Genomic DNA, 20,823 nt, shown 5'->3' with positions numbered 1-20,823 from the left:
CCCCACGACGGCCGGAGCGCGAGCCTCGGCGGGGCTGGTGGAGTGTCCACGAAGTCCTTGGACAAGGTCCGAGGGCCCGTGGATGTCCCCTCTCCCTCTGGGAGAGGGCTAGGGTGAGGGTCTTCCCCCTGGAGCGCATGACCCCATGGGAGTTCACAGACGACGGCGAGGGGGGCGGTTGCGTCCCGCGATGCAAGCCGGGCGAGGAACACGAGGGTGACGACCCTCACCCCCCGCCCTCTCCCAGAGGGAGAGGGAGCATGCGCAACACGACCATGTCCACTAGAAGTGCCGGATGGCGTGGTAGGTGGTGGTGGCGGTGCGGAGGTTGTGCACGCAGCCGTACGCGCAGCCCTTGCACTCGTAGGCCCACATGCTGCCCCAGCCATCCCCCGACTCGTAGAGGAAGGTGTGGCCCGCGCCGTCCTGGTTGTACACGAGCGCGTCCGCCTTCAGCAGGCTGTCACGGGAGATGGTCGTCCACTGGCTGGAGTCGACGTTGAAGTGGATGGTGCCGTAGGGGTGCGAGTCGACCGACACGTTGCTGTTGGTGCTGGGCACCACCCACGCCTTGGCGAGGAAGCCAGAGCAGTCCGCGCCGTACGAGCCGCTGTGCGTGCAGCTGGGGCAGTTGCCCGAGCACGAGCCCACGGAGGCGCCAGACTTCCAGGCACCGTGGCCCCACCAGTAGGAGAAGCCCATGGCGCCCTGGGCACGCGTCACGGCGGCGTCGCGCGCCGTCGAGGAGCTGGCCACCAGGGTGAGGTAGGTGCCCGAGGCCCAGCCCGTGACGCCACTGTAGGTAACCTTGTACCAGCCGCTCGTGGGACAGCCCCCGCCCGCTTCCTTGGCGATGCTGTTGCCCGGCATGGTCAGCAGGATGCCGTAGCTCGTCCCGGCTCCGCTCCGCAGGTTCAGGTCCGTGGTCGTCTGGAGGCTCGCGCCGGCGGTGACACAGCCCGTCAGCGCGTTGGCGCTGGTGCCGAGCTCCTCGTCGGCGCCCTTCAGCTCGACGCTTTCCACGGACGACGCTCCGCCGCCGCAACCCGCCGCCACGACCGCCAGCACCACCAGCCACTTCATGGGATGACCGCTCCTGCTCTGGCTGCTCATACGGACCTCCATCCCGCGGGATCGCGAGGGAGAAAGATGGGAAAGTCGTATTAATAGCCTTTTCTTAAAGACCTGGATAGCAAGATTAATCCAGTCCCACTTCTGTCCGGAAAAGCACGCTAGAATGGATGCTTGGAGGACCCATGGACTTTTCCGCGTGGCTGGCGAGCTTCCGAGAACTTCACGAGCGTGCGCGCCGGAAGCTGCACACGACCGAGGAGCGCGTGCTCTACCTGGAGGCGCGTGAGCAGCTCGCGAGCACGCTGCTGGCCGCCCAGGGGCAGAAACTCCAGGCGGGAGCGGCCGCCCGGCGCAACTTCCGCGTCCCCAAGGGCATGCCCGTGGACATCGGCTTCCGCTCGGGCTCGGCGCGCAGCCGCACCCTGGACATCTCCTCGGGGGGTTTCTCCTGCATGCTGGCCGGCACTCCCGCCCAGGACGAGCTCGGCGGCTTCGTGCTGTGGCTGCCGGGACAGGAGGAGGAGCCGGTGGTGGGCCGCGCCCGGGTCGTCGCCATCGCCTCCGCCGCCCCCGAGGGTCCCCGCCGGGTCTCCTTCCACTTCACGGACCTGGGCGAGCAGGACCACGAGCGGCTGGAGATGCTCATCTTCGACCTGGCGCTCGGCTACATCGCGGCCTGAGCGGGGTCCTCAGCGCGGGGAGCGGATCCGCCGGGTCCGCACGGCCTCCGCGCCTCCCAGCGACTCGAGCACCTCCCCCAGCAGCTTCCGCGCGTCCTCGAGGGCGCGACGCCCCTGGAGGCGCTCGAAGCGCTTCTCGAGCTCGGCCCGGAGCGAGCGGCTCCGCTCCACGGCGGCCTGCCCGCGCGCCGACAGACGGACCCGGCGGACGCGTGCGTCGTCGGACCCGGCCTCCTCGACGTAGCCCAGCTTCTCCAGCTCGGCGACCGTCTTCGACGCCGCCTGCTGTGTCACCTCCAGCAACCCCGCGAGCTCTCCAATCGACCTCGCGCCTCCCAGCAGGTGCTGGAAGACGTACCCGTGCGCCTGACGCAGGCCCGTGAAGCCCGCCGCGTGCAGCTCCTCGAGCACGAGGTCGTTCACCCTCATTCCCACGAACAGGGCCAGGTGCCCCAGGTCCAGCGAGTCGAGCCGCACCGCCGCGGCGTCCGTCCGACGTGTCATGCGGGGAAGCTTGCATTCACAACCCAGGTTGTGCAAATTGAGTTGTGCAACCCTGGTTGTGCATCAGACGGGAGGCAGCACATGTCGACGACGAATCTGGAGGCCGCGCGCCGCTACCTGAGGGCCATCGAGCAGGGAGCGACCGGCGAGACGCTGGCCGCCTTCTTCCACCCCGAGGTCTCCCAGCGCGAGTACCCCAACCGGCTCACGCCGTCGGGGAAGACGAGGGATTTGAAGGCCCTGCTCGAATCGGCGGAGCGAGGCCAGCACTCGGTGTCCTCGCAGCGCTACGACATCCGCCACGCGGTGGCGGAGGGAGACACCGTGGCGCTCGAGGTCGACTGGAGCGCCACGCTCAAGGTGCCGGTGGGCTCCCTGCCCGCGGGAGGCACGATGCGCGCCTCGCTCGCCATGTTCATGACGCTGCGCGACGGGCGCATCACCTCGCTGCGCAACTACGACTGCTTCGAGCCGTTCTAGGCCCGCGCCGTCACTTCGCGTTCCGCAGCCGCGCCCGGAGGAGCAGATCCTCGCCCACCTGCTCGAAGGAGGGCGTGTTCACGGTGAGCGCCCGCGCCATCTGCTTGACGCCCAGGGAGCCCGACCAGGACAGGCCCTCGCTCCCAATCAGCTTGGGAGCGACGAAGAGGAGCAGCTCGTCCGCCAGCTCCTCGCGGAGGAACGAGCCGTACATCTCCGCCCCACCCTCCACCAGCACGTGGTTGAGGCCCTCCTTCGCCAGGCGGCGCATCAGCGCCTCGATGTCCACCCGCCCGTCCTTCTCGGGCATCCGCCAGACGTCCACGCCCGCCGCGAGGAAGCGCTTCGCCTTGCGGTCGGCGGGGTCCTCCAGCGTGGCCACCACGGTGCGCGCCGGGGAGCGCTGGGTGAAGACGGTCAGCTTCGGGGACAGGCGCAGGTGCGAGTCCACCAGCACCCGCACCGGATCCTTCCCTCCGCCCTCGGGCAGCCGGGTGGTGAGCTGGGGATTGTCCTGCCGGGCGGTGTTGGCGCCCACGAGGATGACGTCCACCTGATCGCGCAGCCGGTGCACCCACGCGCGGGCCTGCTCACCCGTCACCCAGCGCGAGTCCCCGGTGGCCGTGGCCAGCTTGCCGTCCAGCGTCACCGCCGCCTTGAGCGTGACGTAGGGCAGGCCCGTGCTCACCGCCTTGAAGAAGGGCCGGTTGAGCTTGTCGGCCTCGTCCTTCAGCACGCCGGTGACGACCTCCACGCCCGCGCGCCGCAGCCGCGCCACGCCCTTGCCGTTCACCTTCGGGTTGGGGTCCGACGAGGCCACGAAGACCCGGCGCACGCCCGCGTCGAGGATGGCCTGGCTGCACGGCGGGGTGCGCCCGTAGTGGTCGCACGGCTCCAGCGTCGTGTAGAGGTCCGCCCCGCGCGCCTTGCTCCCCGCCGCCTCGAGCGCCACCACCTCGGCGTGCGCCGTACCGGCCCGCCGGTGGTAGCCGCGCGCGACGATGCGGCCGCCCTTCACCAGCACCGCCCCCACCACCGGGTTGGGGCTCGTCCGTCCCAGTCCCTTGGCCGCCTCCTCCAGCGCCAGGCGCATGAAAAACTCGGCCACCGCCCGATCGAAGTCCGCCGCCCGCTTCGCCCGCGGGGTCCGCCTGGCCTGCATCCGCGCTCGCGTCAAGAGCCGCATCGCCCGTCAACCATCCTTGCCCGCCGGCTTCGGCGGCTTGAGCTCCCGCGTCCGGTCCGACAGCAGATCCTTCAGCTCCTCCATGAACTCGGAGATGTCCCGGAAGCTCCGGTACACCGAGGCGAAGCGCACGTACGCCACCTCGTCCAGCCCGTGCAGCCGGCGCATCACCTCCTCGCCGATGACCGACGAGGGCACTTCCTTCTCGCCCATCCCCTGCAACAGCCGCTCGATGGCGACCACCGTCTCCTCGAGCTGGTCCGCCGACACCGGCCTCTTCTCGCAGGCCTTCTTCAGCCCCGCCAGCAGCTTGTCCCGGTCGAACGTCTCCCGCCTCCCGTCCTTCTTCACGATGAGCGGGTAGAGCTCCTCTACCCGCTCGTACGTGGTGAAGCGCCGCTTGCACTGCAGGCACTCACGCCGCCGGCGGATGACGGACCCCTCGTGCGACTCGCGCGAGTCGATGACCTTGTTCTCGGCGTCCTGGCAGAAGGGGCAGCGCATGGTTTCGGGACACGGGCGTGAGGGGGAAGACCCTCACCCCGACCCTCTCCCAGAGGGAGAGGGAGCTCGGTTACTTCAGCCGCGAGGCGTAGAGCGGGAAGCTCCGGGTGAACTCCTGGATGCGCCCGCGGACCTGGGCCAACCGCTTGTCGTCCGAGGCGTTGTCCAGCGCCTCCACCACGAACGCGCCGATGGTCGCCATCTCCGCCTCCTTCATCCCTCGCGAGGTGACGGCCGGCGTGCCGATCCGGACTCCCGACGTCACCGTCGGCTTCTCCGGGTCGAACGGAATCATGTTCTTGTTCACCGTGATGCCGGCCTTGTTCAGCACCTCCTCGGCCACCTTGCCCACGAGGTTCTTCGGCCGCAGGTCCACCAGCATCAGGTGGTTGTCCGTACCGCCCGAGCACAGCCGCAGGCCCCCGCGCTTGAGCGCCTCGGCCAGCGCCTGGGCGTTGGCGACGATCTGCCGCTGGTACGCCTTGAACTCGGGGGTGAGCGCCTCGCGGAAGGCCACCGCCTTGGCCGCGATGACGTGCATCAGCGGGCCACCCTGGATGCCCGGGAAGATCTGGCTGTTGAGCGCCTTGCCGTACTGCTCCTTGCTCAGCACCAGGCCTCCGCGCGGACCACGCAGCGTCTTGTGCGTGGTGGAGGTGACGATGTCCGCCACCGGCACCGGCGAGGGGTGCACCCCCGCCGCCACCAGGCCGGCGATGTGCGCCATGTCCACCATCAGCGCCGCGCCCACGCTGTCGGCGATCTCCCGGAACTTCGCGAAGTCGATCGTGCGCGGGTACGCCGAGGCGCCCACCACCACCACCTTCGGCTTGTGCTCCTTGGCCAGCGCCGCCGCCTGCGCGTAGTCCAGCGTCTCCGTGTCCCGCGTCAGCCCGTAGTGGACGATCTTGTAGAGCTTGCCGGAGAAGTTGAACGCCGCCCCGTGCGTCAGGTGGCCGCCCGAGTTCAGATCCAACGACAGCAGCGTGTCACCCGGCTTCATCAGCGCCATGTAGGCGCCCATGTTCGCCTGGCTTCCCGAGTGCGCCTGCACGTTGACGTAGTCCGCTCCGAAGAGCTCCTTCGCCCGGTTGATGGCGAGGTTCTCCGCCACGTCCACCACCTCGCAGCCCCCGTAGTACCGCTTGCCCGGGTAGCCCTCGGCGTACTTGTTCGTCAGCACCGAGCCCATCGCCTCCATCACGGCCGGGCTCACGAAGTTCTCCGAGGCGATCAGCTCCAGGCCTTCCTCCTGGCGCCGCGTCTCCTCGAGTACCACCTTGGCGATCTCCGGATCGACCTCGGCCAGCTTACGGATGTTCTCCATGGATGCGGTCCTCCCTCGGGTAGGAACTGCCGGCCTCAGCGTCCGTTCTCGGACTCGGCCTCGCGAATCTTGTCGACGCGCTTCTGGTGCCGCCCGCCCTCGAACGGCGTCGCCAGGAAGGCCTCGAGAATGCTCCAGGCCACCCCCAACCCCACCACCCTCTGGCCCAGGCACAGCACGTTGGCGTCGTTGTGCGCTCGCGCCATCCGCGCCTCGAACTCCGTCGTGCACAGCGCCGCGCGCACACCCCGGTACTTGTTCGCCACGATGCTCATCCCGATGCCTGTTCCACACACCAGCACTCCGTGTGTGTAACGGCCCTCGGCGACCGCTCGCGAGACGTTCTTCGCGAAGTCCGGGTAGTCCACCGATGCATTCGTGGTCGGGCCCACGTCGTCGAACGTGATGCCTTTTTCCGACAGGAGGGCCACGAGCTCGCGGCGCAGCTCCAGTCCCGCATGGTCCGACGCGATGATGAGCTTCACGTTCGCCCTCCCTGTTCCACTCGGACCGGGCTGACCCTCACCCCAGCCCTCTCCCAGCGGGAGAGGGGGCGGACACGGGCATCACTCCTCGGTCCGCTCTACCCTCACCCCGTCCCTCTCCCGGCGGGAGAGGGGTGTTACTTGAAGCGCTTGAACAACAGCACCGCGTTCGTTCCGCCAAAGCCGAACGAGTTGCTCATCGCCGCGTCCACACGCTGCTCCCGCGCCTTGTTCGGCACGTAGTCCAGATCGCAGTCCGGATCCGGCGTGGTGTAGTTGATCGTCGGCGGGATGATTCCGCGCAGCAGCGTCAAGGCGCTGATCACCGCCTCCGCTCCTCCCGCCGCTCCCAGCATGTGGCCCGTCATCGACTTCGTCGACGACACCGCCAGCTTCTTCGCGTGCGCCCCGAAGACCGTCTTGATCGCCTTCGTCTCGTTCGCGTCGTTGAACGGCGTCGAGGTGCCGTGCGCGTTGATGTACCCCACCTCCTCCGGGTTCATCCCCGCCGACGCCAGCGCCAGCCGCATGCAGCGCGCCGCACCCTCGCCCTCGGGGGCAGGTGCCGTCACGTGGTGCGCGTCCGAGTTCGCCCCGTAGCCCACCAGCTCCGCCAGGATGTTCGCGCCGCGCTTCTTCGCGTGCTCCAGCTCCTCGAGCACCACGATGCCCGCGCCCTCGCCCATCACGAAGCCGTCGCGCTCCTTGTCGAACGGGCGGCTGGCCTTGGTCGGATCCTCGTTGTGCGTCGACAGCGCCTTCATCACCGAGAAGCCACCCATCCCCAGCGGGGTGATGGCCGCCTCGGCTCCGCCCGCGATCGCCGCGTCCGTCTCACCCAGGCGGATGGACTTCCACGCCTCGCCAATGGCGTGGGCGCTGGTGGCGCAGGCCGACACCGGCGACCAGTTGGGCCCCTTGCAGCCGTAGCGCATGGAGATGAGGCCCGGGGCCATGTTGATGATCATCTGGATGATGAAGAAGGGCGACAGCCGGTCGAACCCCTTCTCCAGGCCCTTGCGGTGCTGCTCCTCCAGCGAGGAGATGCCGCCGATGCCCGAGCCGACGATGACGCCCACCTTCTCCTGCGCGTAGCCATGGGGAGCGTCCGGCCCGATGGGCAGACCACTCTCCTTGACGGCCATGTCGGCCGCCGCCAGCGCGTACTGCGCGAACAGATCCATCCGGCGCACTTCGCGCTTGTCGATGAACTGCTCGGGCTGGAAGTCCTTCACCTCGCCGGCGAAGCGGGTATCGATCTTCCCCACCTCGAAACGGGTGATGGGTGCGATGCCCGAAGTACCGGCGAGCATCGCCTGCCAGTTCTTCTCGGTGCCCGTACCCAGCGCCGTGATGAGGCCGGTTCCGGTGATGACGACTCGACGGTTTGACACGTTGCTCTCCACTCGATACGCGCTACTGCCATGGAACGCTGGGGGACCAGCGCTCCCCGGCCCTACCGGTGATGCCTACTTCTTGTGCGTGTTGATGTAGTTGATGGCGTCGCCGACGGACTTGATGTTCTCGGCCTCCTCGTCGGGGATCTCGACCTCGAACTCCTCCTCCATCGCCATCACCAGCTCCACGATGTCGAGGCTGTCCGCGCCCAGATCCTCGATGAACGAGGACTCCGGCTTGATCTCCTCCTCGCCCACGCCCAGCTGGTCCGCGATGATGGACTTGACCTTGGCCTCGATAGCAGAAGTCGACATAGGTATTGAACCCTCCAGGAACCACGTGGCGGTCCGGTGTACTCCCCGAACCTGGGTAAATGCGGGCGCGGTATATCCCACGCCCGACCCTGATCCAACCCTTGGCTACATGTACATGCCGCCATTCACCTTCAGAACCTCTCCGGTGATGTAGGCGGCGGTGTCGCTGGCCAGGAAGAGGACGGCGTTGGCCACGTCCTCGGGGGACCCCAGCCGGCCCAGGGGGATGGCGGCCAGCATCTTCTCCCGCGTCTCCCCCTCCAGGTGGGACGTCATGTCCGTGCCGATGAAGCCCGGGGAGACGGCGTTGACCCGGATGTTGCGGCTGGCCAGCTCCCGGGCCACGGACTTGGTGAGTCCAATGAGACCCGCTTTGGATGCCGAGTAGGCCGCCTGTCCGCCATTGCCCATCTCGCCGACCACGGAGGTCAGGTTGATGATGGCCCCGCCCCTCTGCTTCATCATCGGGCGGCTGGCCGCTCGGATGAGGGCGAAGGCCCCCTTGAGGTTGGTGTCCAGCTGCTTGTCCCAGTCCTCGTCCTTCACCCGCATGACCAGGCCGTCCACGGCCACGCCGGCGTTGTTGACGAGCACGTCCAGCCGGCCGTGCGTCTTGACGATGCCCTCCACCGTGCTGGCGCACGCGGCGGTGTCCGCCACGTCGAAGCGCACCGACTCGCCCTTGGCCCCGGCCGCCTGGATGAGGCCCAGCGTCTCCTGCGCCGCGGCCTCGTTGCCCGCGTAGCTGATGACCACGGTGGCCCCCTGCTTCGCGAACGCCACGGCGATGGAGCGGCCGATCCCCCGCGAGCCACCCGTCACCAACACCACCTTGTCCTTGAACGCGCTCATCTCAGGCCCCCAGTGCCGCGAGAGCCTTCTCCAGGCTGGCGGCGTCTTCCACGTTGAACGACTCGACGTCCTTGGTGATGCGCTTGGTGAGCCCGCTCAGCACCTTGCCGGGGCCCAGCTCGATGATGCGCGTCACGCCCTCGGCCTTGAGCGCCTCGATGCACTCGATCCACCGCACCGGGGAGCTGACCTGCTCGAGCAGCAGCGGCACCACGCGGGCGGCGTCGGCGTTGGGCCTGGCCTCCACGTTCGTCACCACGGGGACGGACGGGGCGGACACCTTCACCTTCGCCAGCACCTCGCCCAGGCGGGGCTTCACCGGATCCATCAGCGCGCAGTGGAAGGGGGCGGACACGGGCAGGGGCATGACGCGCTTGGCGCCCAGCTCCTTGCACTTCGCCCCGGCCCGCTCCACCGCCTGGGCGTGGCCGGCGATGACCGTCTGCTCCGGCGAGTTGTAGTTGGCGGGGGACACCACCTGCCCCTGCGCCGCCTCATCACAGGCCGCCTTCACCTTGTCCGGCAGCAGGCCGAGGATGGCCGCCATGGCGCCCACGCCCTCGGGGACCGCCTCCTGCATGAAGGTGCCACGGGCACGCACCGCCCGCACCGCGTCCGCCAGCTGCAGCGAGCCCGCCGCCACCAGCGCCGAGTACTCGCCCAGCGAGTGCCCCGCCACGAAGGCCGGCGCCGGCCCGCGCTTGGAGAAGACGGCGTGCGCCGCCACCGACACCGTGAGGATGGCTGGCTGCGTGTTGGCCGTCAGCTTGAGCGCCGACTCGGGGCCCTCGAACAGCATCTGGGAGAACTTCTCACCCAGCGCCTCGTCGGCCGCCTCGAAGACGGCCCGCGCCTCGGGGAACTTCTCGTACAGGTCCTTCCCCATGCCGACAGCCTGGCTGCCCTGTCCGGGGAAGACGAACGCGATCTTCGACATGCTTCCTGCTCCCTCCCTGAATGGTCTCTACCAGCGCATCACCGCGCTGCCCCACGTCATCCCCGCGCCAATGGCCATCATCGCCACCACGTCGCCCTTCTTCAGCCGACCCGCCCGGTTGGCCTCGTCCAGCGTCATGGGCAGCGACGCCGAGGACGTATTGCCGTACTCGTGCAGGTTGAGCCAGCACTTCTCCACCGGCAGCTCCAGCCGCTGTAGCACGGCTTCGAGGATCCGGATGTTGGCCTGATGGGAAATGACGTGATCCACGTCCCGGGCATGCATCCCATTGGACTTGAGGGCCGTGACGGTGGAGTCCGCCAGCGCGCGCACCGCGAACTTGAAGACCTCGCGGCCGTTCATGTGCAGCGTGTGCAGCTTCTCCTTCAGCACCTCCTCGCAGGCGGGCTTGCTGGTGCCGCCGCCCGGGATGCAGAGGATCTCCGCGAAGGAGCCGTCCGTATAGAGGTGCGTGGAGAGCAGCCCGCGCGCCTCGTCCTCGGTGGGGGCGATCACCATGGCGCCCGCCGCGTCCCCGAAGAGCACGCAGGTGTTGCGATCCTCCCAGTTCACGGTGCGGCTGAGCATCTCGGCGCCAATCACCAGCGCGCGCTTCACCTGCCCGGTGCGGATGAACTGGTCCGCCACGCTGAGGGCATAGAGCGAGCCGGAGCACGCCGCCGACACGTCGAAGGCGAATGCGTTCTTCGCGCCCAGCTTCGCCTGCACCACCGCGGCGCACGACGGCATGGGCATGTCTGGTGTGACGGTGCCCACCACGATGAGCCCCAGTTCCTCCGGACGCACGCCCGCCATCTCCAGCGCACGCCTGGCCGCATGCACGGCCATGTCGCTGGTGGTCTCGCCCGGCGCGGCAACCCGGCGCTTGCGGATGCCCGTGCGCTCGGTGATCCACTCGTCCGTGGTGTCGACGAGCTTTTCGAGGTCGGCGTTGGTCAGGACCTTCTCCGGTGCGTACGAGCCGGTTCCGATGATCTGCGTGCGTGCCAAGAGGGGCTCCCTGTGGGGGTTCCCGACACGAACGCCTCGCGCGCGCTCTCTAATCGGAAAGAGCCTCTTCTGTCGCCCCCTTTCCCCTCTGTCGGGCAGGGAGCCAGGCGGCGGCTTCCGCGATGCATCGCGTCAATTCGGCGCTCAATCCCGCCTGGGCCGTCTGAAGGGCGGCCTCCAGGGCCTGCTGCACCGCTCGGGGCGAGCTGCGGCCATGGGCCACGATGCCCACCCCCTGGATGCCGAGCAGCGGCGCGCCCCCATACTCAGCGTAGTCCATCATCTTCTTCAGGCCGGCGAAGGTGGGCTGGAGTAGCAGCGCGCCCAGCTTCTCCGGCAGTCCCCCCCGGCGCTCGATGGCCGAGCGCAGGAGCCCCGTCACGGCCGCCGCCACGCCCTCGGACGCCTTGAGGACCACGTTGCCGGTGAAGCCGTCGGTGACGACCACCTCCACATCCCCGGAGAAGAGATCCTTCCCCTCCACATAGCCGACGAAGTCCAGATCCGAGGTGCGCAGCAGCGCGCAGGCCTCGCGGGTGAGGGGCGTGCCCTTGGAGGGCTCCTCACCATTGGAGAGCACCGCCACGCGCGGGCGTTCGATGCCCAGGCGGGAACGCACGTAGGCGGCCCCCAGCACCGCCCACTGGGCGAAGTGGACGGGCCGGCACTCCACGTTGGCCCCGGCGTCCAGCAGCAGACAGCGGCCGCCTCCTTCAATGGTGGGCAGCAGGGTGGCGATGGCCGGGCGCTCCACCCCGGGGATGCGGCCCAGCACCAGCAGCGCCCCCGCCATCACCGCCCCCGAGTGCCCCGCGGACACCAGCGCGTCGGCCTCGCCCCGGCGGACGAGCTCGAAGCCCACCCGGAGGGAGGAGTCCTTCTTGCGGCGGATGGCCGAGAGGGCGTGATCCTCCATCTCCACCACCTCCGAGGCGGGGTGGAGGCGCACGTTGGCGGGGGGTCCGCCGGCACGGGCCAGGGGCTCGCGCAGGCGCGACAGGTCCCCCACGAGCACCACCTCGTGCTCCGGGTGCTCGCGCGCGAACAGGAGGGCACCCTGTACGGGCGCCTCGGGGGCATGGTCACCTCCCATGGCATCCAGGACGAGCCTCATGGGCGGCGCATCCTTCCATGGACGCCCCGGACTCGGGAGCCCGGAGAGCAAGCAGGTGGACACCTATGGGGTGGTGGACATAAGAATGCCGGCCACCGGGCCGGGGTTTGCAGGGAACGTGGCGATACCCTGCTCTCGCGCGTTGACTCACACGCGGTGAGCGGCTAGGGTCCGCCGCCTTCCGAGCTTTTGCCGGTCTGAACCATGAGGGGAAACCCGGGGTCGCGGACCGTGACGATATAGAGGTGAGCCGTGGGTGTTCCCAAGAAGCGTACTTCCAAGATGCGTCGTGACCGCCGCCGTGCGGCCAACAACAACCTGCGCAGCGCCGTGCAGGTGATCCAGTGCGCCAACTGCAAGGAGCCGGTGCTTCCGCACCGCGCCTGTGCGGCGTGCGGCTTCTACAAGGGCCGCGAGACGGTGCCCGGCGCCCAGGCCTGAGCCTCGGCGTCCGTCCAGCTCCGCTGGAAGGCAAGAAGGCCGCTCCCTCCCACGAGGGGCGGCCTTTGTGCTTTGGGCCTCTCGGCATGGAGCCGGTCAGGGGTCGACCAGATAGGGGGGCGCGCTCTGGCCCTCGTCCCGCATCCGGAGCGCCAGGTCGATGCGCGCCGCGGCGTTGATGAGCCCCAGGTGGCTGAAGGCCTGGGGGAAGTTGCCCAGCTGCTCGCGCGTGAGCGGATGCACCTCCTCGGCGAGCAACCCGAGGTGGTTGGCGGCCTCGGCGTGCACCACGAAGACCTTCTCGGCCTCCTCGAGGCGGTTGGCCAGCGCCAGCGCCTCGGCGAGCCAGAAGCCACACAGCAGGAAGGCCCCCTCCGGCCCCGTCAAGCCATCGTCCGTCCGGTAGCGGCGGAGGAACGGGCCAGCCTTCAGCTCCTCGCGCAGCCAGTCGATGGTCCCCTGGACGAGCGGATCTCTCGCCTCGAAGCACCCCACGATGGGCAGCAGCAGCAACGCGGCATCCGGCTCGTTGCTCCCGTAGGCGCCCACGAAGTGCTTCCCCGAGGGGTCCACGCCATGGCGGAGGATGTCGCTCCGGATGAGCTCCGCCTCGCGGGTACAGGCCTTCAGGAGGTCCGGCTCGGCGAAGAGCCGGGCCAGGTGCCGGCCGCGATGCAGCGCCAGCCAGCACATGAGCTTGGAGTGCACGTTGTGGCGCATCTCCCGGCGCGGCTCCCAGATGCCGTGATCCGGCTCGCGCCAGCGGCGGGCGGTCGTCAGGATGACCGCCTTCAGGAGCCTCCAGGTGCGCAGTGGCAGCCGGCCACCGAATCGCTCGTAGAGGTAGGCGGCGTCGAGCAGCGCGCCAGCGGTGTCGAACTGGAGCTGATCGCGCGCGGCGTTGCCGATCCGCACCGGAGTCGAGCCCTGGAAGCCGACCAGGTGCGAGAGGATCCGCTCCTCTGGCACGGGGCCCCCATCCAGCGAGTACATCACCTGGAGGGGGTCGCCGTGCTTCAACGTGTCGCGCACGAAGTAGAAGAACTCCCGTGATTCGTTCGGGTAGCCGATCAGGTTGGTGGCGCGCACGGCCATGGCCGCGTCGCGGACCCAGCTGAAGCGGTAGTCCCAGTTGCGTGGCCCGCCGATCCACTCGGGGAGCGAGGTGGTGGGGGCGGCCACCATGGCACCGGTGGGCGCGTACATCAGCAGCTTCAGCGCCAGCGCCGAGCGCAGGACATTGTCCCGCCAGGGCCCCTCGTACCGGAACTGCCGGGACCACTCGCGCCAGGCCTGACGCGTGGCCCGGAGCTGCTCGAAGGGACGGTACGCGGCGATGGGCGCTGGCCGCTCCGCGTCCCAGCCCAGCACCATCCAGCGCCGCTCCCCCGTGTCGAGCCGGATGCGCGTGCGCAGGCCCGACGCGCCATAGGGCTCCCACTGGACCTCGCCACTGAGGACCGCGACCATCCGCTCGCCGCGCGCCCCATGCGCGACCAGCCCATGCTCCTCGCGCGTCACTCGCGTCTCCGACTCCCCGTACCTGAACCGCGGGTCGAAGATGATGTTCAGCTCCAGCGAGCCCTCGACGCACTCGATGCGCCGGTGCACCTCGTGGATGGTGGAGCGCGGATCATTCGTCCAGGGCATGTAATCGATGAGCCGGACGACGCCCTGGCGCTCGACCCGGAAGAGCGTCTCCAGGACGTTGGTGTCCGGGTCGTACCGCTGCAGGCTCTCGAAGGGCCAGGTGGCCGGGAGGATTCCCGTGAAGCCCCCCCTCACCTCATCGAGGAGGCCCGCGAAGACGCTCGGGCTGTCGAAGCGGGGAAAGCAGAGCCAGTCGATGACGCCATCGGGGCGGACCAGGGCGCAGGTAATCCCATCGCCAATCAGCCCCCGGCTGGCCAGGGACACCTCCCGGTGGGAGGCCGGATTCGAGAATCGGAACGGCCGGGTCATCCGCTTGGCGGCGCTGTAGAGGTCCATACTCGATTCCCTCTCAGGCCAAGGTAGGGACCCTCGCGGCCCAGGGGTCAGCCCGACTGGTCACCAGCCGGGCAGCCACCCCGGGAATGTCCCGCGCCCCCCGCTGACACGTCAGCGCCACGGGCCGGACATGTCAGCCGACGTGTCGACACGGGCGCCTCCTACCGCGGCACCGGGCCCGAGGCCCGTCCCTCCGCGGGGTTGCGCGTGGGACGACCCCTGGCCCACCCCGTGCAGTTGCCGCCCCATGGCGCATTCCGATCCGCTTCACTAAGGTCTGGCGCATCCGCCCCCGTCACAATTTCACCACTCCCAGAACGCAACACCCTTTCGAACATCATGGATGCCCTCATCGAACAGTTGAAGTCGTTGGCTCTCACGCAGGCCGTGCCCTTCCTCATCAAGGTAGTCGGTGGGCTGGTGCTGTGGTTCGTGGGCCGTACCCTCATCAACGGCTTCCGGCGCGTGCTGAACCTCGGCCTGCAGAAGCGCCAGCTGGATGCCACGCTCATCCGCTACATCGAGTCGCTCTTCACCGGCTCCCTGACGATCCTCCTGCTGATCGCCATCCTGGGCCTGATGGGGGTGGAGACGACCTCGTTCGCCGCGCTGCTGGCGGCGGCGGGCATCGCCATCGGCACGGCCTGGTCCGGCCTGCTGTCCAACTTCGCCGCGGGCGTCTTCCTGCTCGTGCTGCGCCCCTTCCGGGTGGGCGATGAGATCTCCGCGGGCGGCGTCACCGGCCTGGTGCAGGAGATCGGCCTGTTCGCCACGACCCTCGACACCCCCGACAACCTGCGCATCTCCGTGGGCAACAGCCGGCTGTTCGGCGACAACATCATCAACTTCACCCATCACCCCCACCGTCAGGTCACGATCAAGGTGCCGCTGCAGCACGGCGGTGACGTGTTCGGACTGATGAATGCCCTGAAGGAGCGCATCTCGGTGGTGCCCGACGTGCTGCAGCAGCCCGCCCCCTCCGTCGGAGTGGCGGAGTTCACCGCGCTCGGGCCCGTGCTGGCGGTCCAGGTGTGGGCCAAGCCTTCCCTGGCGGGAGCGGCGTCGGGCGCCGTGGCCCTCGCCGTCGAGGAGATCCTCCTGTCCGCCGGCTACGCCGTCCCCGCGCAGACCGCCCAACAGCTCGTCTCCAAGGCCAGCTGAGGCCGCGGCGGCGCTCCGCGCCCAGGCTCGAAACACGAGAGGCCGCCCCTCTTCACGAGGTGGCGGCCTCCGTGCTTCCGGGCCCCCAGGGCACCGGCTCAGCTCTTCTGGAGCTTGATGTTCTTGAGCACCGCGAGTCGGGGATCCACGAACTTCGTGTCGCAACCGCACTGCTTCTCGTTGAGGTTCTGGCCGCACTGCGTGCACAGCCCCTGACAGTCCTCGCGGCACACGGCGCTCATCGGCAGGGCCAGCAGCGCCTGCTCCCGGATGATGGGATCCAGATCGATCACCTTGCCGTCGAACACCTCCTCGTCCGCGTCATCGATGGCGAACGAGCCGCCGGTCTCTCCCTGGTTCCGCTCCTTCTCCTCCACCTCGTCCTCGTCCAACACGTCCGTGCCACGGGCGAGCGACTCGGGCACGAGGTTGAGGGTGAAGCTCACCGGCAGCTCCAGCTTCGACTCCGTGAGGCAGCGCTTGCACTCCGCCACCACGCGCTCGGTGAACTTGCCCTCGAGCAGCACGCCGCCACTCACCTTGCGGAAGTTCGCCGAGAAGGCCAGGGGCTCGGTGGCCCGGAAGCCAGAGCCCTCGAGCGCGGCCTCGAGCAGCTCCAGGCTCATCCGATCATTGATCTTGAGCCCTTCGTCGCGAATTTCTTCAATCTTTACGAGCATCTACCTGGCTTCCTATCCAAAAAGGGGCGCGCATCATGGGGAGGTGCTCCCCCGCAGTCAACGCGTCCGAACTCCAATAGATGTCACCGGCCCGTCACCGTTGCGGGACCGTCCTCTCATTGGAGGCCCGCTCGGCCGTCTGCTAGGGTGGGTGCCAATGTACCCCTCGCTGAATCGCCTGGTGGCGGGCCTGCTCCTGGCGAGCCTGCTGTCGCCCGGCGCCTCGCTCGCCCGCCCCCTGTTCCCACCTCCCCTCCTCTTCCAGGTGGCCCCCGCCCGGCCGGAGATCGCCCGCGCGCAGGAGCAGATCGAGAACGGCGAGTTCGAGGAGGCGGTGAAGACGCTGGAGTCCGGCCTCGACGCGCCGGACGTCACCGACGACCAGCTCGTGGAGCTCTACCGCCTGCTCGGCCTGACCGCCCTCTACCTGGGCGACGAGGCGCGGGCACGCGAGGCCTACGAGATGCTCCTCCAGGCCCGGCCCGACTACGAGCTGCCGCGCACCGCGCCTCCGAAGATCCGCCAGCTCTACGCGCGCATCAAGGAGGACATCAAGAACCGCCGGGTCCGCCCCGTCACGCTCCAGGTGGACCCTCTGCCCGATGTGGCCGGAGGCGAGCCGGTGGTCGCCGTGGCGCGCATCGAGGACATGGCGCTCGGGGCGCGGGCCCGGCTCTTCTACCGGCGCGCCGGGGCCCAGGCGTACAGCTCGGTGGACTTCGCTCGTGACCGGGCCGACAAGGAGCGCTACGTCGCCACCATCCCCGCCTACGAGCTGCCCGCCGCCCGCACCGCCTATCAGGTGGAGTACTACTTCGAGGTGGTGGACGCGGCGCAGCGCCGGCTGGCGGGCCGGGGCGATACCTTCAACCCGCTCGTCTTCCAGGTGGCCCAGGAAGGCACGGCGGTGGCCCCCGTGGGCGAGCGTCCCTGGTACAAGAGCCCGTGGCTCTGGGTGGCCGTGGGCGCGGTGGCCGTGGCGGGCACCGCCGGCGCCGTCGTCTATGCCACTTCCGAGGAACGGGGCCGCGTCCCCATCACCATCCGCGTCAATCCATGAGCTCGCGTCCCTCCCTCCTCGTCCTGCTGGGTGCCACCCTCGCCGCCGGCTGCGGGGCGGAACCTCCCTCGTCCGGAGCCCGGCTCGGCCTGGACGTGCTCATCGATCGGGCCGTCGCCGATGAGCTGGGTGCCTTCCAGGTGGTGGTGCTCCCCGAAGGCCGGTCGCGCCGGTGCGGCGACCTCCAGCGCTCCTGCCTCAACCAGCAGGTGGAACAAGAGGAGGCGCTCGTCCTCCAGGGGCCGGATGGCAAGAAGGCGCGCGCCCTGCGCTTCGACGTGGGGCTCCAGGGCGGTGCCCAGGAGCTGACCGTGGACATCCCGGTGGGCCGCGACTACGTCGTCGTCATCGAAGCGCTCTCGCGCTCCAACCCGCCGCGATTCCTGGGCAGCTCCTGCAACTACCTGGAATCCGTGAGCGCCACCCGCAACGAGCCGCTCATCGCCGCCGCCATCTCCCTCACCAATGGCGAGTGCGATCCAACCTTCGCCCCCTGAGTGGCCGCCGGGCGGGCGGACACGCCTTGTCACCCAGGCGTCACATCCTCGTCATGCACCCGCCACGGTCGATCTGCTAGGGCACGGGAAAGAATCTGGGGTTCGAGAGGAACGATGGCGCGCATCCTGATCATCGAGGACGAGCAGGACCTGGCGGGACTGGTGGAGTACAACCTCCGGGCCGCGGGATTCGAGGCGGAGGCAGCGGGCACCGGAGCGAGTGGTCTCGCGAAGGCCCGCGCCCATGTGCCTGACCTCGTCCTGTTGGACCTGATGCTGCCGGACCTGGCGGGCAGCGAGGTGCTGCGCCTGCTCAAGAGCGACTCCGAGCTGCGCAAGGTGCCGGTCATCATCGTCAGCGCCAAGGGCCAGGAGTCCGACCGCATCCAGGGCCTGGAGCAGGGCGCGGACGACTACGTGGTGAAGCCCTTCTCCGTCCGCGAGCTGATGCTGCGGGTCCGGGCGGTGCTGCGGCGCGCGGACGTCGAGGAGGGGCCCTCGGCCCAGCTGTCCGCCGGGGAGATCCAGCTCGACACCTCGCGCCACCAGGTGCGGGTGAAGGGCCAGGAGGTGGTCCTCACCGCGCTGGAGTTCCGCCTGCTGCGCACCCTGCTGGAGCGCGGCGATCGCGTGCAGACGCGCGAGGTGCTCCTCTCCGACGTCTGGGGCATCCAGGCGGAGATCCACACCCGCACGGTGGACACGCACATCAAGCGCCTGCGCGAGAAGCTCGGCCCCGCGGGCGACATCATCGAGACGGTCCGCGGCGTGGGCTACAAGCTCAGCCCTCCCTGACGGTACGGCCCGATGCCCCCGCGCCTCTTCCTGCTTCCCCTCCTCCTGCCCGCCCTGGCGGCGCTCATCCTCTTCCTGCTGCTGGGCTGGAGGATGGACGCCGTCTACGTGTCGCTCGCCACCCTCACCGCCTCCGCGCTGACGCTGGTGGCCAGCCGGGACGCGCTCAAGCGGCAGATCCTCACCCTGGCCCGCCAGGTCCGCACCCGCGCCGAGGGCTCCCCCTCCCCGGGTAGCAGCGAGGACGAGAACGACCGGCTCGAGGAGGTAGCGAACCTGAAGGGCGCCATCGACTCGCTCCACCACCAGCTCTCCGTGCGCAACGCCGGGCTCGACCAGGAGGCCCGCATCCTCACCGCCGTGCTGGACGGCATGGCCGAGGGCCTCTGGGTGACAGACGCCGAGGGCACCGTGGTGCGCCACAACGACGCCCTGCGCGGCATGCTCCAGACGGCCGGGCACATCGTCGGCCAGCGTCCCCTCGCGCTGCTGCGCAACGACGTGCTCAACGAGGCCGTCACCCGCGCCTGCCGCGAGGGGGCCTCCACCCGCCTCGAGCTGGCACTGGAGGGCCTCTTCCCCCGCACGCTCGCCATCCGGGTGACCCCGCTGGGGAAGGACCTGCCCGGCAGCGCCGCCGTCTTCCACGACGTCACCGAGCTGCGCCACCTGGAGAAGGTGCGCAAGGACTTCGTCGCCAACGTCTCCCACGAGCTGCGCACCCCCATCACCGCCATCCGTGGCTACGCCGAGACGCTCCAGGGCGGCGCCCTGAAGGACCCCAACGTGGCGCCCAAGATGGTGGACATCATCCACCGCCAGTCCGAGCGCCTCTCGGAGCTCGTCGAGGACCTGCTGGAGCTGTCCCGGCTGGAGTCCCGCGAGGTGACGCTGAAGGTGACGGACGTGCCGCTGGCGGTGGCCGCCTCCCGGGCGGCCGAGGTGGTCCGGCCCAAGGCGCAGGGCAAGAACATTACGCTCGAACTGAACGTCCCCCAGGGGCTGGTGGGGCGAGGAGACGAGCGAGGGCTGGAGCAGGTGCTGCTCAACCTGCTGGACAACGCGGTGAAGTACACGCCCGAGGGGGGCCGGGTGTTCGTGACGGCCAGCCAGGAGGACGGGCGGTGCGTGGTGCACGTCCGGGACACCGGGGTGGGCATCGAGCCCAAGCACCTGGCCCGCATCTTCGAGCGCTTCTACCGGGTAGACAAGGGACGCAGCCGGGACATGGGGGGTACGGGCCTGGGCCTGTCCATCGTCAAGCACCTGCTGAGCGCCATGGGGGGCGAGGTGAAGGTCGAGAGCCAGCCGAACGAGGGCTCTACCTTCACGATTTTCCTTCCAGTGTCTGTGCCCACGGCGACGGCGGCGGGTTAGGATGGGGCGGCCATGCGGGTCGCCATCCTCGCCGACATTCACGGGAACCTCCCCGCCTGCGAGGCCGTCCTCGAGGACATCGCCCGCGTCGCGCCCGACTACGTCGTGGCCGCCGGAGACCTCGCCCTTCGCGGCGCGCACCCGCGCGAGACGGTGGAGCTGCTCTTCGATCGCTGTGACGCGGTCCTCATGGGCAACACCGACTGCTACCTCGCCGGTCACTACCTGGGCGGGGCCTACCGCGAGCGCGACCACTGGAAGACGGAGCTGCTCCAGTGGACGAGGGATCAGCTCGGGGAGCCGTGGCTCAAGCGCCTGGGGGCCATGCCCTTCTCGGTGCGCTACTCGCCGCGCAAGGGGCAGGACCTCTTCGTCTGCCACGCCAACCCGCGCAACCTCGAGGACTCGCTGGACCCCACGCTGGACGAGAACACCATCCGCCGCTACTTCCAGAACCTGGACGCGGCCGCGTGTGCCTTCGGCCACCTGCACTTCCCCTACCGCCGCCGCGTGGGCCGGCTCCTCATCGCGGACGTAGCCAGCGCCGGCATCCCCCGGGATGGAGATCTCCGCCCCGCCTACGGCGTCTTCACCTTCACGCCCAAGGGCTGGCGCGTGCAGATCCGCCGCGTGCGCTACCCGGTGCGCAAGGCCACCCAGGCCCTCACCGCGCGCCGCGTCCCCGGCGGACCCCTGCTCATCCACAAGCTCGTCGAGGCGCGCTACCGCCACCACCACGCACTGATGGAGGCGGCGCGCCGTCACTCGGGCCTGCCGCCCCCCGGCCCGGTGCTGCGCCCGCCCCCCGGCTCCTCCGCCATCACCCACACCCCCACCATCGAGCTGCCGGTGGTGACGCCTCCGCTCTTGAAGCAGGCGGTGGGCGATGAAGGCCACCCCCCGTCCACCGAGGACGGGCCCCTGCCCCTGTCCACCGTGACGGACCTGGACGGCTGA

General features: G+C 69.4%; 23 protein-coding genes. 9 read left to right on the top strand and 14 right to left on the bottom strand.

Annotated features, from left to right (window positions below; genetic code table 11):
• Nucleotides 1-282: 282 nt before the first annotated feature.
• Entirely contained in the window at nt 283-1,113 is an 831-nt protein-coding gene (locus tag JRI60_RS19580; RefSeq protein ID WP_204227381.1) for an SH3 domain-containing protein, read from the bottom strand.
• 143 nt (nt 1,114-1,256) lie between these two features.
• Between JRI60_RS19580 and JRI60_RS19575 the strand changes: the two genes are divergently transcribed.
• Nucleotides 1,257-1,754 carry a PilZ domain-containing protein gene (locus tag JRI60_RS19575; RefSeq protein WP_204227380.1) on the top strand — a complete coding sequence of 166 codons (498 nt, stop codon included), beginning with the start codon at nt 1,257-1,259 and terminating at the stop codon, nt 1,752-1,754.
• A 9-nt stretch (nt 1,755-1,763) separates the two neighbouring features.
• On the opposite strand, the gene JRI60_RS19570 is transcribed toward JRI60_RS19575, so the two are convergent.
• The gene (locus tag JRI60_RS19570; RefSeq protein WP_275439386.1) at nt 1,764-2,258 is read right to left on the bottom strand and encodes a MarR family winged helix-turn-helix transcriptional regulator; all 495 of its coding nucleotides are present in this window, start codon (nt 2,256-2,258) and stop codon (nt 1,764-1,766) included.
• Between the two features lie 81 nt (nt 2,259-2,339).
• Between JRI60_RS19570 and JRI60_RS19565 the strand changes: the two genes are divergently transcribed.
• Nucleotides 2,340-2,738: a nuclear transport factor 2 family protein gene (locus tag JRI60_RS19565; protein WP_204227379.1), complete on the top strand. Its 399-nt coding sequence runs from the start codon at nt 2,340-2,342 to the stop codon at nt 2,736-2,738.
• 10 nt (nt 2,739-2,748) lie between these two features.
• On the opposite strand, the gene ribD is transcribed toward JRI60_RS19565, so the two are convergent.
• From ribD to plsX, 10 genes are all read right to left on the bottom strand, one after another.
• The gene (ribD, locus tag JRI60_RS19560; protein WP_204227378.1) at nt 2,749-3,924 is read right to left on the bottom strand and encodes a bifunctional diaminohydroxyphosphoribosylaminopyrimidine deaminase/5-amino-6-(5-phosphoribosylamino)uracil reductase RibD; all 1,176 of its coding nucleotides are present in this window, start codon (nt 3,922-3,924) and stop codon (nt 2,749-2,751) included.
• Nucleotides 3,925-3,930: 6 nt separating this feature from the next.
• Nucleotides 3,931-4,428: a transcriptional regulator NrdR gene (nrdR, locus tag JRI60_RS19555; protein ID WP_204227377.1), complete on the bottom strand. Its 498-nt coding sequence runs from the start codon at nt 4,426-4,428 to the stop codon at nt 3,931-3,933.
• 70 nt (nt 4,429-4,498) lie between these two features.
• Nucleotides 4,499-5,755: a serine hydroxymethyltransferase gene (gene glyA, locus JRI60_RS19550; RefSeq protein WP_204227376.1), complete on the bottom strand. Its 1,257-nt coding sequence runs from the start codon at nt 5,753-5,755 to the stop codon at nt 4,499-4,501.
• Nucleotides 5,756-5,790: 35 nt separating this feature from the next.
• Nucleotides 5,791-6,240, bottom strand: a complete 450-nt coding sequence (rpiB, locus tag JRI60_RS19545) for a ribose 5-phosphate isomerase B (RefSeq protein ID WP_204227375.1) — start codon at nt 6,238-6,240, stop codon at nt 5,791-5,793.
• 137 nt (nt 6,241-6,377) lie between these two features.
• The gene (gene fabF, locus JRI60_RS19540) at nt 6,378-7,634 is read right to left on the bottom strand and encodes a beta-ketoacyl-ACP synthase II (RefSeq protein WP_204227374.1); all 1,257 of its coding nucleotides are present in this window, start codon (nt 7,632-7,634) and stop codon (nt 6,378-6,380) included.
• 75 nt (nt 7,635-7,709) lie between these two features.
• Nucleotides 7,710-7,952 (bottom strand): acyl carrier protein, encoded by a 243-nt coding sequence (gene acpP / locus JRI60_RS19535; protein ID WP_204227373.1) that lies wholly within the window; start codon nt 7,950-7,952, stop codon nt 7,710-7,712.
• Nucleotides 7,953-8,057: 105 nt separating this feature from the next.
• Complete coding sequence (gene fabG / locus JRI60_RS19530; protein ID WP_204227372.1) at nt 8,058-8,804, bottom strand: 3-oxoacyl-[acyl-carrier-protein] reductase; 747 nt, start codon at nt 8,802-8,804, stop codon at nt 8,058-8,060.
• A gap of 1 nt (nt 8,805) precedes the next feature.
• Entirely contained in the window at nt 8,806-9,741 is a 936-nt protein-coding gene (gene fabD, locus JRI60_RS19525) for an ACP S-malonyltransferase (RefSeq protein WP_204227371.1), read from the bottom strand.
• A gap of 27 nt (nt 9,742-9,768) precedes the next feature.
• On the bottom strand, nt 9,769-10,752 hold the full coding sequence (locus JRI60_RS19520; RefSeq protein ID WP_204227370.1) for a beta-ketoacyl-ACP synthase III: 984 nt from the start codon (nt 10,750-10,752) through the stop codon (nt 9,769-9,771).
• 49 nt (nt 10,753-10,801) lie between these two features.
• Entirely contained in the window at nt 10,802-11,866 is a 1,065-nt protein-coding gene (gene plsX / locus JRI60_RS19515) for a phosphate acyltransferase PlsX (RefSeq protein ID WP_204227369.1), read from the bottom strand.
• A gap of 252 nt (nt 11,867-12,118) precedes the next feature.
• On the opposite strand from plsX, the gene rpmF reads away from it, so the two are divergent.
• On the top strand, nt 12,119-12,307 hold the full coding sequence (gene rpmF / locus JRI60_RS19510) for a 50S ribosomal protein L32 (protein ID WP_204227368.1): 189 nt from the start codon (nt 12,119-12,121) through the stop codon (nt 12,305-12,307).
• A gap of 96 nt (nt 12,308-12,403) precedes the next feature.
• Here rpmF and JRI60_RS19505 read toward each other — a convergent pair whose 3' ends face one another.
• Nucleotides 12,404-14,296, bottom strand: coding sequence for a glycoside hydrolase family 15 protein (locus JRI60_RS19505; protein ID WP_204227367.1), 1,893 nt, complete (start codon nt 14,294-14,296; stop codon nt 12,404-12,406).
• Between the two features lie 339 nt (nt 14,297-14,635).
• On the opposite strand from JRI60_RS19505, the gene JRI60_RS19500 reads away from it, so the two are divergent.
• Nucleotides 14,636-15,457, top strand: coding sequence for a mechanosensitive ion channel family protein (locus JRI60_RS19500; RefSeq protein ID WP_204227366.1), 822 nt, complete (start codon nt 14,636-14,638; stop codon nt 15,455-15,457).
• A gap of 98 nt (nt 15,458-15,555) precedes the next feature.
• Here the strand turns inward: JRI60_RS19500 and JRI60_RS19495 are convergent, their stop codons facing one another.
• Nucleotides 15,556-16,137: a YceD family protein gene (locus JRI60_RS19495; RefSeq protein ID WP_204227365.1), complete on the bottom strand. Its 582-nt coding sequence runs from the start codon at nt 16,135-16,137 to the stop codon at nt 15,556-15,558.
• Between the two features lie 157 nt (nt 16,138-16,294).
• Between JRI60_RS19495 and JRI60_RS19490 the strand changes: the two genes are divergently transcribed.
• From JRI60_RS19490 to JRI60_RS19470, 5 genes are all read left to right on the top strand, one after another.
• Nucleotides 16,295-17,197: a hypothetical protein gene (locus JRI60_RS19490; RefSeq protein WP_204227364.1), complete on the top strand. Its 903-nt coding sequence runs from the start codon at nt 16,295-16,297 to the stop codon at nt 17,195-17,197.
• A complete protein-coding gene (locus JRI60_RS19485; RefSeq protein ID WP_204227363.1) occupies nt 17,194-17,694 on the top strand; it encodes a hypothetical protein in 501 nt (166 codons plus the stop codon). The genes JRI60_RS19490 and JRI60_RS19485 overlap by 4 nt, the downstream gene beginning before the upstream one ends.
• A gap of 114 nt (nt 17,695-17,808) precedes the next feature.
• Nucleotides 17,809-18,489, top strand: coding sequence for a response regulator (locus tag JRI60_RS19480; RefSeq protein WP_204227362.1), 681 nt, complete (start codon nt 17,809-17,811; stop codon nt 18,487-18,489).
• Between the two features lie 12 nt (nt 18,490-18,501).
• Entirely contained in the window at nt 18,502-19,866 is a 1,365-nt protein-coding gene (locus JRI60_RS19475; RefSeq protein ID WP_204227361.1) for a sensor histidine kinase, read from the top strand.
• Nucleotides 19,867-19,878: 12 nt separating this feature from the next.
• The gene (locus JRI60_RS19470; protein WP_204227360.1) at nt 19,879-20,823 is read left to right on the top strand and encodes a metallophosphoesterase family protein; all 945 of its coding nucleotides are present in this window, start codon (nt 19,879-19,881) and stop codon (nt 20,821-20,823) included.

It is taken from the genome of Archangium violaceum (assembly GCF_016887565.1).
GTDB classification, from domain to species: domain Bacteria; phylum Myxococcota; class Myxococcia; order Myxococcales; family Myxococcaceae; genus Archangium; species Archangium violaceum_B.
Note: the sequence above shows the minus strand (reverse complement) of the source record. Positions and strands in the feature narration are given on the sequence as shown.

Coding starts and splice junctions, on each gene's coding strand:
- JRI60_RS19580 (WP_204227381.1), bottom strand. CDS start 1,113: ATGAGCAGCCAGAGCAGGAGCGGTCATCCCATGAAGTGGCTGGTGGTG.
- JRI60_RS19575 (WP_204227380.1), top strand. CDS start 1,257: ATGGACTTTTCCGCGTGGCTGGCGAGCTTCCGAGAACTTCACGAGCGT.
- JRI60_RS19570 (WP_275439386.1), bottom strand. CDS start 2,258: ATGACACGTCGGACGGACGCCGCGGCGGTGCGGCTCGACTCGCTGGAC.
- JRI60_RS19565 (WP_204227379.1), top strand. CDS start 2,340: ATGTCGACGACGAATCTGGAGGCCGCGCGCCGCTACCTGAGGGCCATC.
- ribD (WP_204227378.1), bottom strand. CDS start 3,924: ATGCGGCTCTTGACGCGAGCGCGGATGCAGGCCAGGCGGACCCCGCGG.
- nrdR (WP_204227377.1), bottom strand. CDS start 4,428: ATGCGCTGCCCCTTCTGCCAGGACGCCGAGAACAAGGTCATCGACTCG.
- glyA (WP_204227376.1), bottom strand. CDS start 5,755: ATGGAGAACATCCGTAAGCTGGCCGAGGTCGATCCGGAGATCGCCAAG.
- acpP (WP_204227373.1), bottom strand. CDS start 7,952: ATGTCGACTTCTGCTATCGAGGCCAAGGTCAAGTCCATCATCGCGGAC.
- fabG (WP_204227372.1), bottom strand. CDS start 8,804: ATGAGCGCGTTCAAGGACAAGGTGGTGTTGGTGACGGGTGGCTCGCGG.
- fabD (WP_204227371.1), bottom strand. CDS start 9,741: ATGTCGAAGATCGCGTTCGTCTTCCCCGGACAGGGCAGCCAGGCTGTC.
- plsX (WP_204227369.1), bottom strand. CDS start 11,866: ATGAGGCTCGTCCTGGATGCCATGGGAGGTGACCATGCCCCCGAGGCG.
- JRI60_RS19505 (WP_204227367.1), bottom strand. CDS start 14,296: ATGGACCTCTACAGCGCCGCCAAGCGGATGACCCGGCCGTTCCGATTC.
- JRI60_RS19500 (WP_204227366.1), top strand. CDS start 14,636: ATGGATGCCCTCATCGAACAGTTGAAGTCGTTGGCTCTCACGCAGGCC.
- JRI60_RS19495 (WP_204227365.1), bottom strand. CDS start 16,137: ATGCTCGTAAAGATTGAAGAAATTCGCGACGAAGGGCTCAAGATCAAT.
- JRI60_RS19490 (WP_204227364.1), top strand. CDS start 16,295: ATGTACCCCTCGCTGAATCGCCTGGTGGCGGGCCTGCTCCTGGCGAGC.
- JRI60_RS19485 (WP_204227363.1), top strand. CDS start 17,194: ATGAGCTCGCGTCCCTCCCTCCTCGTCCTGCTGGGTGCCACCCTCGCC.
- JRI60_RS19480 (WP_204227362.1), top strand. CDS start 17,809: ATGGCGCGCATCCTGATCATCGAGGACGAGCAGGACCTGGCGGGACTG.
- JRI60_RS19475 (WP_204227361.1), top strand. CDS start 18,502: ATGCCCCCGCGCCTCTTCCTGCTTCCCCTCCTCCTGCCCGCCCTGGCG.
- JRI60_RS19470 (WP_204227360.1), top strand. CDS start 19,879: ATGCGGGTCGCCATCCTCGCCGACATTCACGGGAACCTCCCCGCCTGC.